The organism is Hephaestia sp. MAHUQ-44, assembly GCF_023806085.1.
Taxonomy (GTDB): domain Bacteria; phylum Pseudomonadota; class Alphaproteobacteria; order Sphingomonadales; family Sphingomonadaceae; genus Sphingomonas.
On the sequence record NZ_JAMSLX010000026.1, the window covers coordinates 1 to 17686 of the forward strand.

14 protein-coding genes and 2 pseudogenes are annotated in these 17686 nt (G+C 67.3%); 2 read left to right on the forward strand and 14 right to left on the reverse strand.

Annotated elements, in window-relative coordinates; genetic code table 11:
• A pseudogene (locus tag NFE57_RS16260) lies at positions 1-110 on the forward strand (IS630 family transposase); the annotation flags it as partial.
• Between the two features lie 88 nt (positions 111-198).
• On the opposite strand, the gene NFE57_RS16265 reads toward NFE57_RS16260, so the two are convergent.
• The 14 genes from NFE57_RS16265 to NFE57_RS16330 form a co-directional block, all read right to left on the reverse strand.
• Positions 199-1284 (reverse strand): glycosyltransferase, encoded by a 1086-nt coding sequence (locus NFE57_RS16265; RefSeq protein ID WP_252136641.1) that lies wholly within the window; start codon positions 1282-1284, stop codon positions 199-201.
• Entirely contained in the window at positions 1281-2024 is a 744-nt protein-coding gene (locus tag NFE57_RS16270) for a DUF2334 domain-containing protein (protein ID WP_252136642.1), read from the reverse strand. The genes NFE57_RS16265 and NFE57_RS16270 overlap by 4 nt, the downstream gene beginning before the upstream one ends.
• Positions 2014-3189: a glycosyltransferase gene (locus tag NFE57_RS16275; RefSeq protein ID WP_252136643.1), complete on the reverse strand. Its 1176-nt coding sequence runs from the start codon at positions 3187-3189 to the stop codon at positions 2014-2016. The genes NFE57_RS16270 and NFE57_RS16275 overlap by 11 nt, the downstream gene beginning before the upstream one ends.
• Entirely contained in the window at positions 3189-3710 is a 522-nt protein-coding gene (locus NFE57_RS16280; RefSeq protein ID WP_252136644.1) for a DUF2141 domain-containing protein, read from the reverse strand. Before NFE57_RS16280 ends, NFE57_RS16275 begins: the two co-directional genes overlap by 1 nt.
• Positions 3707-4588 carry a hypothetical protein gene (locus NFE57_RS16285; protein WP_252136645.1) on the reverse strand — a complete coding sequence of 294 codons (882 nt, stop codon included), beginning with the start codon at positions 4586-4588 and terminating at the stop codon, positions 3707-3709. The genes NFE57_RS16280 and NFE57_RS16285 overlap by 4 nt, the downstream gene beginning before the upstream one ends.
• A gap of 150 nt (positions 4589-4738) precedes the next feature.
• Positions 4739-7078 (reverse strand): TonB-dependent receptor, encoded by a 2340-nt coding sequence (locus NFE57_RS16290; protein WP_252136646.1) that lies wholly within the window; start codon positions 7076-7078, stop codon positions 4739-4741.
• A complete protein-coding gene (locus tag NFE57_RS16295) occupies positions 7032-7991 on the reverse strand; it encodes a FecR family protein (protein ID WP_252136647.1) in 960 nt (319 codons plus the stop codon). The genes NFE57_RS16290 and NFE57_RS16295 overlap by 47 nt, the downstream gene beginning before the upstream one ends.
• 42 nt (positions 7992-8033) lie before the next feature.
• A complete protein-coding gene (locus NFE57_RS16300) occupies positions 8034-8555 on the reverse strand; it encodes an RNA polymerase sigma factor (protein ID WP_252136648.1) in 522 nt (173 codons plus the stop codon).
• Between the two features lie 352 nt (positions 8556-8907).
• Entirely contained in the window at positions 8908-10365 is a 1458-nt protein-coding gene (locus tag NFE57_RS16305; protein WP_252136649.1) for a DUF2029 domain-containing protein, read from the reverse strand.
• Positions 10366-10373: 8 nt separating this feature from the next.
• Positions 10374-13409, reverse strand: coding sequence for an efflux RND transporter permease subunit (locus tag NFE57_RS16310; RefSeq protein ID WP_252136650.1), 3036 nt, complete (start codon positions 13407-13409; stop codon positions 10374-10376).
• Positions 13406-14446: an efflux RND transporter periplasmic adaptor subunit gene (locus NFE57_RS16315; RefSeq protein WP_252136651.1), complete on the reverse strand. Its 1041-nt coding sequence runs from the start codon at positions 14444-14446 to the stop codon at positions 13406-13408. Before NFE57_RS16315 ends, NFE57_RS16310 begins: the two co-directional genes overlap by 4 nt.
• A complete protein-coding gene (locus tag NFE57_RS16320) occupies positions 14434-15774 on the reverse strand; it encodes a TolC family protein (protein ID WP_252136652.1) in 1341 nt (446 codons plus the stop codon). The genes NFE57_RS16315 and NFE57_RS16320 overlap by 13 nt, the downstream gene beginning before the upstream one ends.
• Positions 15771-16946, reverse strand: coding sequence for a sensor histidine kinase (locus tag NFE57_RS16325; protein WP_252136653.1), 1176 nt, complete (start codon positions 16944-16946; stop codon positions 15771-15773). Before NFE57_RS16325 ends, NFE57_RS16320 begins: the two co-directional genes overlap by 4 nt.
• 9 nt (positions 16947-16955) lie before the next feature.
• Positions 16956-17216 carry a PepSY domain-containing protein gene (locus NFE57_RS16330; RefSeq protein WP_252136654.1) on the reverse strand — a complete coding sequence of 87 codons (261 nt, stop codon included), beginning with the start codon at positions 17214-17216 and terminating at the stop codon, positions 16956-16958.
• On the opposite strand from NFE57_RS16330, the pseudogene NFE57_RS16335 reads away from it, so the two are divergent.
• A pseudogene (locus NFE57_RS16335) lies at positions 17137-17556 on the forward strand (IS5 family transposase); the annotation flags it as partial. The gene NFE57_RS16330 and the pseudogene NFE57_RS16335 sit on opposite strands and share 80 nt — an antisense overlap.
• Between the last annotated feature and the right edge of the window lie 130 nt (positions 17557-17686).

Sequence of the window (17686 nt, forward strand, 5' to 3'; positions counted from 1 at the left end):
CCGAACGATCCCACGAAACAACATGGCGACGCATCGGCACCTTGCTCGACGCCTTCCCGCCAGCAGAATGCCGCAACTATCTGCTCAACGCAGGATACGGGTCAGCATGAGGTCATCTGACTCTAAATTATGTCCGTTTACCTGACGGTTCTGAAAATGGTAAGAAATGCTATCCCATTCGTGGAGACTCAGCAAGTATCAAGAAGCATAGTTATGTGTGGCGGCCGCGAAGCGATCGAAGAGATCGAGATAGCGCTGAGAAGCGCAGGCGTCCTTGACTTGCGCGGGCACCGGACGCAATTGAGCGGGATCTAGCCAGCGGTCGAGTGCGGCGGCGAGCGCGGGCGGGTTATCTAGGGGGACGACATTGCCTTGCGAAGCACACGTCACGATTTCGCGAACGGCGACGCTGGAATCGGTTGTGACGACGGGCGTGCCCAGCGACAGCGATTCGCGCAGGACGCCGGGCACGCCCTCGTAATCGGAAACCAACGCCACCACAGAGGCGCGGCGCATCGCCGGACGCGGATCGAGCCGATGGCCGGGCAATGATACGCGATCCTCAAGGCCATGCTGCGCAACCAACCATTCAAGCGCAGGCCGCATGCTGCCCTCGCCGAGGATTACCAAAGTCGCGTCGATCGCGCGGAGCGAGCGCATCGCCAGAATCAGGCGGTCCCAGCGCTTCTGCCGTTCGAGCCGGCCGATGCCGAGGATGAAGCGGCCCTCGGGGAGCCGTAGCGGCGCCGGATCGACGGCGTGGCGGGCGAGCGGATTGGCGATGACGCTGATCCGGTCGGCGGGGAAGCCCATGAATTGCCTGGCTTCGTCAGCCATGCCGCGAGTCATCGCGACGAGATGATCGATGAAGCGCGGGTGAAGATGGGACCATGCCCGATAGCCGCGCGCGACCAACGCGGCGTGATCGGCCCGCGCCACGGTGTTCGACAATTTGGCGACGACCGGCGGGCAGGCGGCGCCGAGTTCGAGCCACGCCCATGCCGCGACGCTGGTATAATGGTTGCCGGGGCAGAACAGCACGTCGGGAGCGAGCGCGGCGATGTATCGGGGCAGGTCGAACATCGCCAGATACGAGGCGGCGCCGCGCTCGATCAGGCGCAGGCCGGGAGGGATTTCGTTGGCCAAAGGGCCACGTGACGTTCCCAGGATCAACGTCACCCGGCGCCCCGCCGCCAGCCAGTCCGCTGCCAGCCGTAACTGCGCGCTCTCGACGCCGCCGCCGTCGAGCGATTGCGCAAAGGTGAGGATGTGCTCCGCCGTCATCGCGCGAGATCGGCGTAGCGCGACACGGTTCGGTCGCGCGCCATCGCGCTCAGCGTGATGTCGATGTTGGCGAGCAGCCTCGGCACGCTGGTATCGCCGGGATGGACCGCCACGCGCGCCACGCGCTGGCCGTACAGCAGGCGCGGCGCCAGCGCCGCCACCGCCAGTGAACTGGCGATCCGCGGCCGGCTGCGGCTTGCCCAGGTGATGACGGGGCCGCGTGCGACGATCGCGCCGGTCGCGGGCCGCCAGACGCGCATATGGTCTTCTGCGATGGCGAAACCGGCGTCGGCCAAAGCGGTGCGTGCGCCATCGCCATAGAGCCAGGCCGGCGCGACAAAACCCGCAGCCGGCACGCCGATGGCATCCTCGATCAACCGGCGGCCGTCCACCATTCGGCGCAATGCTTCGGCGTGGCCGAGGCCGAGGAATTCGCCTTCGCGGGCGGTCATGTGTCGCGCCTTCAGGCGGGCGATCGTACCCTCGTGCCTGCTGTCGTCGCGGTGGAACCAGCCGTGGACGAACATCTCGACGCCGGCTTCGGCCCAGCCCCGCAGCTTGGCCTGATAGGCGCGATTTGCCGTCAGCGGCGCTTCGCCCCAATGGTTGGGCACGACGAGCATCGCGAAGCGCGTCTGCCCGAGCAGGCGCGTAAGCCGGTCGACCAGCGCGTCGACCTGGCTTTCGAAGCGCGGGCCGACATCGTGGATCGAGACGAGCAACTGGCGGTCATGCGGCATCGGCGACGCCTCCGACCAACTGCGCATAGCGCGCGAAAAGTGCAGCGAAATGATCGTCCATCGAGCGCAGCTCGCGGGCGGCGTCGGCGGCGCGCGCGCGGTGCGCGGCCGGATCGTCGGCGAGGAATTGCGTCAGCGCTTGCGCCAGCGCCTCGCCGTCGCCGCCGCGATAGAGCGCGCCCATGCCTTCACGCCAATGATCGTGCGCGCCGCCGCTGTCGGGCACGATCACCGGCAGGCCACTGGCGCGCGCCTCGGCTGCCGTCATGCAGAAGGTCTCGGCCTCGCAGCCGTGGACCAGCGCGTCGGCCGAGGCGAGGATGCGCGCCAGCGCCACGCGGTCGCGGACGGGCTGGACCAACCGGATATGCGGGCTGCCGAACGCGGCGCGCGCGATATAGTCCCGCTCGCGCCCGTCGCCAATCAGCATCAGGCCGACCGGCTGCGCCAGTCCGGCGCGCGTGACCGCGTCGACGACCATCGGCCAGCGCTTTTCCGGCGCGAACCGGCCGACGCCGATCAGCAGGATCGCGTCCGACGGCAGGTTGCAGCAGCGGAGGAGCTCGGCGCGCAGCATCTCATCGCGGTTGGCGGGCGTAAACAGGCTGGGCTCGACCCCCATCGGCTCGGTAACGACGCGGGTGAGGCCGCCCGCGGTCAATCGCTGCGACAGATCGTGGCTGGCGCAGACGATCAGGTCGAGCGCGGCGTCCATGCGGCGCAGGTGCCGCCAGTACCAGTCGAACCGCCGGTCGATCGTCGCGCGATCGGCGATCGCGCCGAACCAGCGATAGGCATAAGCGGCGAGCGGATCGGCGTGCATGATCAGCGCGCGCGGCGCGGCGCCGCGCCAGCGCGCCACCATCGCCGCGCTGGTCCAGGGCGACGACACCTCGACCATGTCGGGCGCAAGCCTGTCCAGTGCGGCGTGCAGCGCCGGTTCGTCGTCGAAATAATGATAGGCGCGGTCGAGCGGAAACGGCGCGGCGGCGATCGTGACGATCCGGGCACCGCGCCCGAAATGCCGCACGCCGTCGTGCGCGCCCGGCGCCAGGATGGTGATGTCGTGGCCCGCGTCGGCGCCTGCGCGCAGCTTGCGCTCGACATAGGTGCGCACCCCACCGCCGCTCGGCGTGTAGAAGGCGCAGACGTCGACGATACGCATCAGCGCGCGCCCTTCAGCGGGCTGAACGAGAACAGGCCGTGGCGATAGTTCATCACGATGGCGATTGGGGTCGGCCCGTTGCCGGCATTGGCGCTGGCCTTATCGGCGGTGGGCTTGGACCAGCCGAGTTTGGGGTTGCCGGCAAAGCCGATGCCGTCGCTCGACAGACCGAACTTGCGGTTGCCGTCACGATCGTGGAGCAGGCTGACCGCATAGCGCCCGGCATGCGGCACGCGAATACATAGCTGAACGGCACCGCTCGGCGGCGTCGGCGCCTCGACGCGGCGGAATACCTTGCCGGCGGCGATCAGTTTGTTGTCGTCGGCGAGGAAATCCTCGTCATCGTCGGGATAGACTTCGAGCTTGAGCACGCCGCGCCGGTCCTTCAGGCCCGTGACGGTGACGAGGAACGACGGGCCAGTTTCGGGCGAGCGGCAGCGCGCCGCCGCCTTGCCGAGATCGGGGGTCGAGGGCAACGACGCCTGAGCCGCGAGCAGGCCGACGAACAACGGCGCGATCATACCACCGCCTCCCGGCGGATCAGCCCCGCCGCGCCGAGTGCCGAGCCGACAAGTAAATGAGTGAGCAGGATCAGCCCGCCGATCATCGCGATCATCGCCGCGACGTCGCCATCACGCCCGACGACGAAGATCGCAAGGCTGACGAAAGCCAGATCCTTGTTGGGCATCAAGGGCAGACGCGACAACAATTGCCGCAGCGTGGCGAGGATCAGCCACCAGACCAGCCCCACCGCCGACAGGACGAGGTGCCACATCAAGGCGGTCAGCCCGATCGTGGCGAGGATGCGCGCGAGGTGGATGGCGGCGATTCGCCACAATTCCGGGCGTGGCAGCGTGAACAGGCGTTTGCGCAGCAGTAGCATCGCAAACGACGTCACCGCCAGCACGCCGAGCGAGTAGAGCACCGCCTTGCCGCCGAGATTGAGCTGCAACAGGCCGAAGAAGGGTATCGCCGCCGCGAGCATCGCCAGCGTCACCGCGTTACCGGTCAGCGCAGAGAGGATCGCGACATCCTTGATCGCTCCGAACGGCGCGCTTCGCGTGATCAGACCGGTGCGGCGCACCCAGGCGTAGAAATAGACCTCGCCGAGATAGCCGAGCACGATTTCGTTGGCGACGCGCTTGCGCAGCAAGGCGATCATTCCTGATGTCGGGATCGACCACAGGTGGTGATAGATCACCCATTCCGACGCCGGCGTGACCAGATAGGCAATCACGAACACCAGCCAGAACGCGGGGTTATGCGGCACCAGCGCGAGGATATCGGTGACCCGCGTGCCGTGGAGCTGGTACAGTGCCGTCGCAAGAATCGCGAGTGAGATCAGCGTGCTGCCGATCGTCGTCCAGCGCCGACCGATCGCCGGCAGCACGCCGGTCATCAGGTCGGAAGGCGCCGGTGGGTGAAAAGAAAGCGATGGAACAAGGGCCGGTTTATCGGCGGTCGGTGCTGGCATAATCGATCCGAACTGGTCACCCGACCCGACGACGACACCGAAGCCTCGTCGCCACAGTCGGTTGGCGTAAAAATTTTACCAGTCGAAGCGCAGCGACGTGACAACAGTGCGGGGCGTGAGCGGGGTATATTGCCGTCTGTCGCGGATCGAGAACGGATTGCCGAACGCGAAGCTGTCGCCAGCGGTGTCGAACAGATTGTCGACCCGCAAGGTGAGGCTCCAGCGGTCAACCGCCGCGCTGGCGCCGGCGGCGAACACGGCATAATCGCCCATGCGCCGGTCGAGCGTGGGATCGAAGCTCAACCTCGCGCTGCCGATATAATTGCCCTCGCCCGAAAGCCTGACGGTCCAGTTGCCGAGTGCGAAGCGATAGCCGACAAGGCCGCGTGCGGTGATATTGGGTACGACCGGCAGCCGCCGGTCCTCGAAACGAGCCCCCTTCACGGAGATCAGTTCGGCGCTCTCGGCATTGAGCCCGGCGCTGAGCGACCAACCGCGGCCGAGCTTCCAATCCACGCGGGCGTCGCCGCCGACGATCTGCGCATGGCCGGCATTGCGCGTCGAGATCAGACCGTTGTCGAGCAGGTAATCTGATTGAATGGCGTGCCAATCGTAGAAATAGAGGCTCGACGCGATCGCGAGCGCCCCATCGGCGAGCGTCAGCCTGGTGCCGCCTTCGAGACTATCGAGTTCGTCGGAATCGAAACGCCCTTGCGCATCGCCGGCACCCGCCGCCAGCCCGCCGGGGCGGACGGCACGCGCATAGCGAACAAAGAAATAACGATTGTCAGTTGGATGCCAGGCGAGCGACAGGCTGGGTGCGAACCCGAGCTTGCGGCGTTGCCGGTCGGCCGCGCCCATGCGTTCGGCTCGCTCATCGGCCGTGTCGGTCAGCGACAGGCGGCCGCCGGCGGTCAGGCTGAACCGGCCGAGGGGAAGCGTGGCCTCACCGAAGGCTGCGTATTCAGTGACGTTCTGATCGATCGATTCGACTGCGAACGGGCTAACGTCCGGCGCGGCGATCGTACCGTCGAGACTGCTCGACGCGTGGAGGTAAGCCAGCCCCGCCACCCAGTTGATGCGGCCCGCCGCCATCGGCGACAGCCTCACTTCCTGATTGAAAATCGAATATTGTCGGCTGTCGGCAAACACCGCCGGCGCCGGTACGCCGAAATCAGCCGCTGCGGCGCTAGCGTCGAGACGATAATCGACCGACTGCGTCACATAACTGGTGGCGGAAACAAGCCGCAACGCGCCGACGCGCCCGGCGACATCGAGGTGCGCCTGCGCGAAATCGTTGTCGGCCGGCTCGGCGATGGGGTGGTCGCGGACCAGCGTCTCCGACGAGCCAGTGACATATTGGCTATCGCGCGCGTCTATCGATTGCACCACGCCGCCGAGGTCGATCGTCCAGTCGGCGTCGGGCGCCCAGCGCAGCGCGATGCGGCCGCCCTTGGTGGTCGACCTGTTGGTGTCGCGCGCGCCACCCGCGGTATCGAGCCAGCCGGGATAGGAACGATAATAGCCGATCGCACGCGCCCCGAGCCTGTCCCGCGCGAGCGGGAGGTTGACCAGCGCGTCGCCACCTCCGCCCAGGCCGCCATGCGCGCCTGCCTCGCCGACCAGGGTCGCCGCGCCTGATGCGGCATCGAGCGCAGGCGGATTGGTAACGATCCGAAAGATGCCGCCGAGCGCGCCCGAGCCGTAGAGCGGCCCTTGCGGCCCCTTGAGCACCTCGACCCGCGCGACGTCGAGCAGCAGCAGATCGGGATCGGGCGAATCGTAGCTGATCCTGCTATTGTCGAGCACCACCGCGACGGTCGACTGGCTCGGGCCGTTGAACGGGCTGTCGGCGACGCCGCGAATGAAGGCGCGGTTGCGGCCTGGCCCGAGGTTGGTAAAGGCCAGCCCGTCGATTCCGCTCGCAACCGTCGCGCTGTCGGGCGAGGCGACGCCAGTAGTGAGCCGGTCGGGAACGAAGGCGGCTGCCGATATCGGTAGCGTTCCGAGCACTTCCGGCCGCTTGGTCGCGGTGACGACGATATCAGCCGGGGGCGCTTCGATATGGGGGATCGGGCGATGATGCCGACGCCGCGGCACGGAATGTTCGACCGCGTGACGTTCGAGTCGGAACAGGCCGACGCCGACCGCGATCGCACGAAACCCGGTTCCCGCCAGCATTCTGTCCAGCGCGGCAGCCGGTGTCAGCAGACCGCGGACCGCTCGCGTGCGAACCGCGGGCAGTGCCGTCGTCGCGCCTATCGACTGCCCGGTGATGCTTGACCAATGCGCGAGACTCGTCGGCAGCGGCCCCGCGGGAATGTCGAACCATTGTCTCGCTTCGTCGGCATCGGTGGGCGCGCGCGCTTCAGCTGTGTTTTGGAGACAGCACGACGCGATCAGCGCTGCGCTCAACAGCAAGATCCGCGACGGCGGCGAAATCGGAAACCAGATGCGAACCGTCGCCAATGACGAGCACTCCCGAAAAGCCGCGATCGCCGGCAGTTACGGCAACGGTGATTCGCTCGCCAGTATAGCGGCTGATGTCTCTCGCCACCGTCGCCAAAGCGACATTATCGTAGAGCAGTCGCCCGTGCCGCCAACTCGCTACCGCATCGGGCACGACATTCGCCCTGGCGAGTGAGCCATCTCGGTTGCCGGTTACGGCGTCGCCGGCTTCGAGGCGCATCGGCTCGCCGGCAGGCGGCGCGACAATGACCATACCTTGAGCCACTGCGATCGACACGTGTTCGCCCGCCAGATCGACCGAAAACCGGGTGCCGATATCGGCGATGCGGTAGCCATTTGCTTCCACGATGAGCTGTCGGGCCGGATCGTGCCGTACATCGAAATAGACCGCGCCGCGCACGATCGTGACGCGGCGTTGACGATGATCGACACTGACGGCCGTGTCGGCAGAAAGAGCGAACCGTGAGCCGTCGTCGAGAGTCACGCTGCGCGTCGTGCCGGGGCTGGTTTCGTATGCGACCGGCCGGGTTTGCTGCGACTGGATCAGCGGCAGCCCGACCACCAGCGCCAACGCGGCGGCAATTCCGGTGCCAAGGAACCACCGGCGCCCGGTCGAACGATGTTCAGTCGCCTCACCCGTGTCATCGCGAGCGCTAGGACGCAACAAGGTGCGCAGGGCACCGCGATGCGTGTCGACCGCGCTGTCGATCAGCGCGATGTCGTCGAAGGCGTCGCGATGGCGCGAATCGGCCTCGAGCCATTCGGTGAAGGCTGCCCAGTCCACGGCGTCACCCGCAACCGCCCGTTGCCAGACGACGGCGCGCTCAACGATTTCGCTGTCGCTCTCTTCCATCACCATCCCATTGCCTTGCCCTGATGACGGTCTCGTGCCCACATCACCTCAGTCCGCCAGCGCGCGGCGAAGATGCTTCATCGCCACCGCCATGTGCTTTTCTACTCCGCTTCTGCTGATCCTAAGTCGTGCGGCGACTTCGGTATGGCTCAGACCGTCGACCTTGTGCAGTTCGAACACGCGCCGCGCACCGGCCGGCAGCGCCGCGATCGCCGCGGCTAGCCGTCGCGCCTCCTGGTCCGCCTCGATGGCGTGGTCGGGGGCGTCGGCCGGATCGACGATCTCCGTCATTCCGAACGCGACGCCGTGGAGGCTTTCGGTCCAAGTGCGGTCGCGAAGTTCGCGGCGGCGTCGCGCGCGCACGCGGTCGATAATCAGGTTGTTCGCGGATCGAAACAGATAGGCGCGCCAATGTTCGACGGTCGCGGCAGGGGCCGCACCCGCGCGCAGCCACAGTTCCTGCAAGATATCCTCGGCCTCGGCCACGTCCCCGGTCCGCGCCGTCACGAACCGTAGCAGCTCGGCGCGGTGATGCTCGAAAAGACTGGGTAGTTCGGGGTCGACGTTCACCCGTTTCGTGTAGCGTCCTGATGCGATATTGTCGCCATCCCACGACAATCGTTTCGTATGATCGCCATGCCGGTCGGTATGGGCCGAGAGGACGGCTCGCGCTCGGCCCGGCGGCGCGTCCGGCCCGCCAACGCGATGGCGACACACCAGGCGGGTATCGCGACCAGCAGATAGAGACCAACAAGCAGCGCGATGGCCCATATCATATAGCCGCCAGATATCTCATCGGCGGGCGCAAGCCGCATCGGTTGGCGAGCGGAGCGAAAAACCTTCGACGACATTGGGGTGTCTCCTCCATCGTGAGACGGCAGCGAGACACCTGCACCTCAGTCGCGACAGGGTGATGACGACGTCAACGATGGGACGGTGGGAGGAACAGGGTGAACGGAGTCGCCGGCACCGCGGTGGCGGTCCAGCCCTGTCGCCGCGCTATGGCCGCCAACGCGGCGTCGAGCCGGTAGTCGCCGCTCGTCCAGCCTGCCTCGCCGCCGGTAACGATCGCCGCTGGCGGGCATCGCCAGAGTTGCGCGGCGGCGTTCGCCCGACTGATCAGCGTGAAGCGGCGCTCGTCGTCCGACGACAGCAGGCCATTACTGCGAAAGAAGAACGGGCCGGTCGCGAATCGCGGGTCGATCGGCCGCTCCGTCGGCGCGATCAACTGAGGCGACAGGGTAGCGATCGGGCCGGTGACGTGCAGCCGATCCATCGTCGATCGCAGTGCACCGCTATAGGCGATCGCGGCGAAGACTGGCGGTCTTGTCCGCACCGCCTCGACCAGCGCGATCGTCGATGGAACGAGACCAGCGACGACGAACACCGCCGCGGCGATACGCAGCCCTCTCGCCGGGCGCTGCAAGGTGGGCGTTAGCGACAGCCGGACGAACAGCGGCAGGATCATGACAAGCAGATATTGCCGCCAGGTCGGCGCCGGCAGGATCGCGGCGATCAGGCCGGCGACGATCATCACGTCGAGCATGACGGCAAGCCGGCTGCGGCGACGAAAATCGGCAAGGACGACCAGGCTCGCCAGCAGCGCGGGGCCGAGCGCGAGGAATTTGAGGATATCAAGCGCGCGGCCGGGTACGCCGAGTTTCCCGGCGGCATGGATCGCATAATATTGCTCGGGCGCCGCCGTCGGGAAGCGCAGCACGTCGAACGCAAACGCCGCAGGCGCGCCCGCCCATGTTGCCGCGACCAGCAACGCCGGGGGTACGGCCCCGAGGAGCAGCCAGCCCGGCCGATGGCGATGGTCAGTCAGCGCAAGGCCGCCATAGACCAGCGCGGGCAGCGCATAGGACAGTTTCGCAGCGGTCGTGGCCGACAGCAGCAAGCCGATCGCCACAGCCCTGCCGGCGGCGCCACGCCCCTCCGCCTGCATCACCATCAGCCACAACGCGGCTGCGAACAGGCATGCGGGCAGCATGTCGTTGCGCGCGACCGCCGCGCCGAACAGGAAGCTGTCGCAGCACGCCAGCAGCCCAGCCGCCAGCAGCGCATTGCGCTGCGATGCCCCCGCCCTGCGGCTCGCGGCATAGACGAAGCCGATGCACCCCGCCGCGAGCAGCGCGTTGAACAGCCGCAGCTCGATGAACGCCCGGGCCCCGACAAACGGCGCAAAAAGCAGCGGCTGGAGCGGCGTTTGGAGATAGGCGAAATCGCGATAGATCAAGCCGTGCCGCGCCAGCAGCGTGGCGGCGACATATTGGCTCTCGTCATGATCGAGCGGGCGGACGAAGGCGAGGCTCGCCAGAACCAACGCGACGCCCACCAGCCACCAGATCGGCCGACGGCGGAGATGGCGCCAGAGCATAGGGGCGTTCACGAATGTGTCCGCCGTTGCAGCCCCAGCACCATCGCCGGCAGGAACAACAGCACCAGCGGCACGGCGGCGGTGAGGCCGAAGATGATCGCGGTGGCGAGCGGCCGTTGCAGCCCCGCGCCGCGGCTGACGCCGAGCGCCAGCGGGCTGAGTGTCAGGATCGCGATCAACGCCGACATCAGGATCGGGCGCAGCCGCTTGGCGCCAGCCTCGCGGAGCTGCGCGAGATCGAGCGGCTGTGCGCGATCTATTTCGGCAAGGAAGAAGATCACCAGTTCGGTGACCATGCCGACCACCATCGTCAGCCCCATCAGCGCCGAAATATCCAGCTCGATCCGGGTGATCCATAGCCCGAGCAGCACCGCGGCGGCCGACAGCAGCACGGTGACGATCGCCGCCAGCGTCCAGGCGAGACGCTCGTAAAGGAACGTCAGCAACAACGCGGACAGCAGCAGCGCGGCGGCGAACACCATCGACAGGTCGGCGAAGCTCTTCTGCTGTTGCTGATAGAGGCCGCCATATTCGATGCGGATCGACGACGGCAGGTGCAGCCCCGCGATCGTCGAGCGCACCGCCTTCATCCCCGAGCCGAGGTCGCGGCCTTCCAGCCGCGCCGTCACGTCGATGAACGGCGCGAGGTTCTCGCGCGTCAATTGCTTCTGCCCCGCTTCGACCGACACCCGCGCCACCTGCGACACGCGCACGCCGTGCCCATCGGGCGCGACCAGCACGAGTCGGCCAAGCTGATCGGCGCGTGTCCTGAGATCGGCCGGCGCGCGGACGCGCACCGTCACGAGTTGCTCGCCGATGCGGACCTGAGTGGCGGGATTGCCGCCGATTATCGTTTCCAACTGACTGGCGACGTTGTCGGGATCGAGCCCCTGCTGCGCGGCGCGCGCGGGATCGACCTTGATCGCGATGTCGTCACCAGCGACGCGCAGGCCATCGACCACTTCGACCACGCCCTGCACCTTGCCGATCGCCTCGCCGACTCGCTTGGCGGCCTGTTCGAGCTGGGCGTCGTCGTCGCCGAACAGCTTGACCTCGATCGGTTGCGGAACGGCGGTCAAATCGCCGATCAGGTCTTCCATCAACTGTGCGGTCTCGATTTCGATACCGGGCACGCGCGTCTCCACGCGCTGGCGGATATCGGCCATCACGTCTTCGATCGGGCGGCGCGATCCGCCCTTCAGCCGGATGAAATAATCGCCCTCGTCGGCTTCGGTCAGGCCGCCGCCGAGTTGCAGCCCGGTGCGCCGCGAATAGCTGACGACCTCGGGCGTCGCCATGATGACCTGCTCGACCTGTTCGAGAATGCGATTGGTGTCGCTTAGCGCGGCTCCCGGTTGCGCCTTGTAATCGAGGATGAAGCCGCCTTCATCCATCGCCGGCATGAACCCCGATGGAACATGCTGCCAGGCGACGTAGCCGAGCACCGCAAGCCCGAGGCCCAGCACCAGCGCGAACAGCCCCGGCCGCGCCATCGAGCGTTCGAACGCCCTGCGATAGCCGCTGCTCAGCCGCCCCATGAAGCCGCCGGCTTTCTCCGCCGCTTCGGCATCCTTGTCGCGCAGCCAATACGCCGAGACGAGCGGAATGATGAACCGCGCATAGAGCAACGACAGCCCCAGCGCGGCGACCATCGTCAGCGCCAGCGCCTTGAAGAAGCCCCCGGTCACGCCGCTGATGAAGGCGAGCGGCAGGAACACGATGATCGTCGCCGAGGTCGCCCCCAACAGCGGCGTGCCCATCTCCGCCGCCGCTCCGAGCACGCCGCGCACGCCGCGGGCGGCGCCTTCCTGCATGCGCCGCATGATGTGTTCGAGCATGACGACGGCATCGTCCACGACGAGCCCGACAGCCGCCGCCATGCCGCCCAGCGTCATCATGTTGAAGCTCATGTCCAGCGCGAGCAGGATCAGGCAGGTGCCGGCGAGCACCATCGGCAGCATCATTCCGGTAATCACCATCAACCGGCTCGAGCGCAGGAACAGGAACAGCACCAGTCCGGCGAGCAGCGCGCCGAGCAGGATCGCGTCGCGCACGGCGTTGGCCGCGCCAGTCACCAGTTCGGACTGGTCGTAGAAGGGCGTCACCTCGACGCTCGGCGGCAGGCCGAGGCTGGCGAGCCTGGCGTTGACGTCGTGCACAATTCGCACGGTGTCGCCGGTCAGCGACTGGCGGATGTTGACCAGCACCGCGCGTTGGCCGTTCGAGGTGACCGCGGTGAAATTGGGTTCGATCGAGGGGTTGATCGTCGCGATCTGGCCGAGCGTCACCACGCCCACGCCATCGCCGGTCGCTGCCTTGATCGGGGTGGCGGAGAGATCAGCCATCGAGGCGATCCGGTCTTGCGCGAGCACGAGGTAGAGCCGGTGCTTGTCCTCGATCCGGCCGAGTCCGCGCACGACATTGGTCTTGCCGAGCGCCGTCGCGATATCGTCGACGCTGACGCCAAGCGCTTGCGCGTGTGCCGGATCCACATCTACCGCGAACTCACGCGGCGCGCCGCCCAGCACGTCGACCGCCGCGACGCCCTGCACAGCGGTCAACACAGGACGAATCTTGAGATCGGCTACCTGGCGCAACGCCTCCTGATCGAGCGATTTCGAAGTGAGCGCGATGCCGAGAATCGGGAAGATCGTCGGGTCCGATCGCCGCACGTCGAACCGCGTGCCTGTGGGCAGGTCGGGCAAAGTGGTGGCCAGCGCGCCCTGCGTCGCCAGTGTGGCGGCGACCATATCCTCACCCCAGCCGAAGTTGAGGTCGATCTCGGCCGAGCCGCGGCTGGTGGTCGATCGGATCTGGGTGACGCCAGGCACGCCGCGCAGCGCGCGTTCGATCGGCCGCGTGATCTCGGCGGTCATCTGCGCGGCATCGCGCTCGCCGGCGTCGATTGACACGACGACGCGTGGATAATCGATGTGCGGAAACAGGCTGACCGGCATCTTGAGCGCGGCAACGAAGCCGCCCAGCGTCAACAGGATCGCCGCGAGCCACAGCGCGCGCGCATGATCGGCGATCGCGCGCTTCACCGGATGCGGACCTTCATACCGTCCTCGAGCGCGGTGCCGCCTTGGGTGACGACCTTGTCGCCGGGCTTGACCCCCTTGGCGATCACGATGCGATCGCCGCTGGTCGCGCCGGCCTGGACGTCGTGGCGATGCGCGACGCCCCCGGCGACCACGAACACATAGGGCTGGCCGCCGTCATCGAGCAGCGCAGCATAGGGCGCTGTTAGCGCCTTGCCGCCGGAGCCGGTGTCGATCGCGCCGCTCAGCGTCTCACCGGCGGCGAGGCCGGCGTTGTCGGGGAGTCTGGCATAGATCGACGCCAGCCGCGTCTGCGGATCGACCACCGGGTCGATGGACTGCACCGCGACTTCGATCGGCGCGCCGCCGTCGCTTGCCGTAATATGTATGGGCGTTCCGACGCGGATGTCGCGCGCCACGTCCGGATCGACGCCGAAATGCGCGCGCAGATCGTCAAGGCGTGCGATCGTCGCTACACTGGTTCCCGCCGGCGCCAGGTCGCCGACCCGATTGGCGATCGCCTGCACAACGCCCGCCGCCGGGGCGCGCAGCGTCAGGCCGCCGGCCCGCGCGCGCATCGACCGCGCCAGCGCATCGGCGCTTTGCGCAGCGGCTCGCGCAGCCTCGACATCGGCGTCGCTGGCGAGCCCGTCGCCACGCAGCCGCTGCGCCCGTGCCAGCGCCTTGTCGGCAGCGACCGCGTCCGACGCCGCTTTGGCGAAATCGACGCGCGTCGTCGGACTCGGCGTCAGCAGCACCACCGCCTGGCCTTCGCCGACATGCGTACCGACGGGCGTGACGATGCGCGACACTATAGCCTCAGCCGGGGAGGTTAGCGTCAGCGTTCCCGATGGCCCGGCCTCCACCGCCCCGTAAAGATTGACGGTGCTCGTCACTGGTCCCTGCTCGACCGTGCCGAGCGCGACCAGAGCAACCGGAGCGACCGGAGCGACCGTATTGTCGGGCTGATCCGCGCCGCCCGAGCAGGCCGTGACCAGCAGCAACGGAGCAAACACGGTTAATCGGGTCAATGCGGCCATGTCTGCCTCGGCGTTCCGGTGAGGAGTTCCAGCGCGATCGTCTGTTCGCGGATCGCTTCGTCGCTCGCCGCGAGCAGCGTGTGCTGGTCGCGCAGCGCCTGTCCGGCGGTTTCGGCGGCGGCGGTCGAAAGGTCACCGCGATCGGCCGCGCGCCGGCTGGCCGCCGCGTAGCGTTCGAGCGAAGGCAGGCTTGCCTCGGCCGCGTCGCGCTGCTTGCGGGCGATAACGATGCCCTCCACCGCGGTGGCAATGTCGGCGCGGGTCTGGAACAGCCGCGCGTCATATTCGGCCTTGAGTTGCGTGCGAGTCGCGCGTTCGAGGGCGATGCCGCCGCGATTGCGGTCCCACAGCGGCAGGGTGAAGTCGACCGTCGGGCCGAGGATCTTGTTGCCGGTGGTATCGCGGGTCGCGTCGAGCGTCAGGTTGAGCGCTGGAAACTGGTCGAGGATCGCCTTGTGCACCGCTGCTTCTTGCGCTGCATAACCAGCGCGCAAGGCCGCGAGATCGCCGCGCTTGTCACGCGCCAAAGCGAACAGCGCGGCAGGGTCGGGGGGCGACGCGGGCAGTCCAGTCTCGATAAGCTGGAGCTGCGTCGCTGGCGGCAGGCCGAGCAATTTGTCGAGGTCGCTGAGCGCCGTGGCGAGGCTAGCTTCGTCGGTCCTCAGCTTCGTCTCGGCGTCATAGGCCGCGGTGCGCGCGGCTTGCGCGCGGTCGGCCGCGATGTCACCGCGACCGAGCGCATCGAGTGTATGGCGCAACAAGGTCTGCTGGGCGGCCAGCGTCTGCCGGTCGAGCGCCACGCTCTTTTCGAAACCGAGGACGCGCACCGCCTGGATCCGCGCCTGCCCCGCCGTCTGCCATTCCGCCCAGGCGAGATCGAGCCGCGCCTGCTCGGCCTGCGCGCGCGCTTGCTGACGCCGCACGCCGCGCGTGCGTAACGCGTTGACGTCGAGCCCCAGTGCCCCAACCAGTTCGGTCAGCGGATCGGGGCCGGACAGAATGGGGTGCGCGCCGATACTGAAGGTCGGATCGGGCAGCAGCCGCGCGGCGAATGCCTGCGCGTCACTCACCCCGGCCTTGGCGCGCAACGCCTTGAGGTCGGGATTGGCGATCACCGCGATCGTCGCCACCGCATTGAGATCGAGCGGCGCGGCGAGGTCGATCGTCGCTGGCGCGAGATACGGCCGGATGATTCCCGCCGCCGCCTGTGTCAGCGCCGCCGAGGTCGGCGCGTCGAGCACCGCCGGCGCATCGCCGAGCGGATGCGGTGCATAGCTCGCGCACGCGGCCAGCGGCAGCGCCAGTAGGATCGGCCACATCCTCGTCATTCGGTCAGTCTCGGCAGTGTCATCGTCACGCGCAATCCCTGTTGATTGTCGTCGATCGCCACCGTGCCGCCATGTGTCTGCGCCACCGCGACGACGAGATTGAGGCCCAGCCCGTGACCCGGCGTTGCGCGACTGCTGTCGAGCCGGACGAAGCGGCGAGTGATGCGCTCGCGATCCTCGGGCGCGACACCGGGGCCGTTATCGGCAACGGTCAAGCGGACGGTCGCGGCATCGCCGGCGGCGGCGATAGTGATGCGGGCACCCGGCGGGATATGGTGCTGGGCGTTGTCGAGCAAATTGACCAGCGCCTGCGCCAGCAATTCGCGGTCGCCGCTCAGCGCCAGGCCCGGCGCGGCGTCGCAGGTGAGCGTGCGGCCGCCGTCGGCCACCGCCGGGGCGAAACTGTCACACAGATCGGTGACGAGATCGTTGATATCGATGCGCGCGAAAGTGCGCTTTACCGCGCCGTCTTCGACCTCGGAAATGCGCAGGATCGCGGCGGACAACGCGAGCAGGTCGTCGCTCTGCACGATCGCGCGCTTGAGACCAATGCGGTAGGCGGCACTGTCGCGCGGCACATCGAGCGCCGCTTCGAGTTGCCCGCGCAGTTGCGCCAACGGGGTGCGCAGGTCGTGCGCCACGTCGCTCGACACCTGGCGGAGATTTTCGAGCAACTGAGCGATGCGATCGAGCATCGCGTTCAGCGCCAGCGCGAGTTGATCGAACTCGTCGTGCCCGTCGCTGACCGGCATGCGGGAATCGAGATCGCCGCCGACGATCGCCCGCACCGGGGCGCCCAGCCGTTCGAGCCGGCGCCGCAGATAGCCGCCGAGCAGCAGCGCCGCGCCGACGCCGAGCAGCACGATCAGCCCGAACGCCACGCCGAACAGGCTGAGGATCGTATGGTCGAACCGTTCGATGTCCTCGGTATCCTGCGCGACGACGAGGCGATAGCCGTGCGGCAGATCGGTCGTCAGCGCCCGGACGACGTCCGGCCCCTCGCGGGGATCGATGGAAGGAATCGTGCCCAATCCGGGCCCCGGCCCCCGCGTCCGCAACGCGCCGGCGACGCGTTGGCCGTCGCGACCGAACAGCGCATAGCCGAGTTTGCCGAGCCCGCGCGCGACAAATCCGGCGGTTTCGGTATCGTCATCGGCGAGCAGAACGCGCATCGAGCGGTGTCAGTCCTTGTCGTTGGCGGGTTCGTATGCGTTTTCGACGATCTTGCTGGTATTCGGATCGACCCCGATCTCGTGAATGCGCTTCCCCTGACGGATGTCGAACGAATAACGCCAGGTGCCATTTTCCTTCTCATATCCCGCCTCGGCGACGGCGCCCGGCGCGGCTTTGAGGGCTGTTCCCAGACGTATCGGACGCACCAGAGGCGGCCTGAACTCGAAACTCCATGCCGTGTGCGATGGCAAAGGTCGGCCGCTGATCATGCTACTGAGCGAAGGCCAGATGAGCGACTATAAAGGTGCCGCCCTCATGCTCGAGGCTCTGCCCAAAGCGAAAGCCCTGCTTGGTGACAGAGGCTATGACGCTGACTGGTTCCGCGCGGCTCTGGCCGACCGCAAGATCGCCACCTGCATCCCCCCAAGGGCCAACCGAAAGGTGGCCATCCCGCACGACGCTATACTCTACCGCCAGCGCCACAAGATCGAGATCATGTTTGGCAGGCTCAAGGACTGGCGGCGCATCCACACCCGCTATGATCGCTGCGCCCACACCTTCATGTCCGCTATCTGTATCGCCGCAACCGTCATCTTCTGGCGCAATTAATGGGTCATCGTGTAATTTGTGGCTGCTTCCTCGGGCCGGCTGAGCGGCGCACACTTCTGGTTGTCGAAGCCTGAAGGAAGGAAGCAGCCATGAAGCACTATGCCGGGATCGACCTGTCGATGGAAACGTC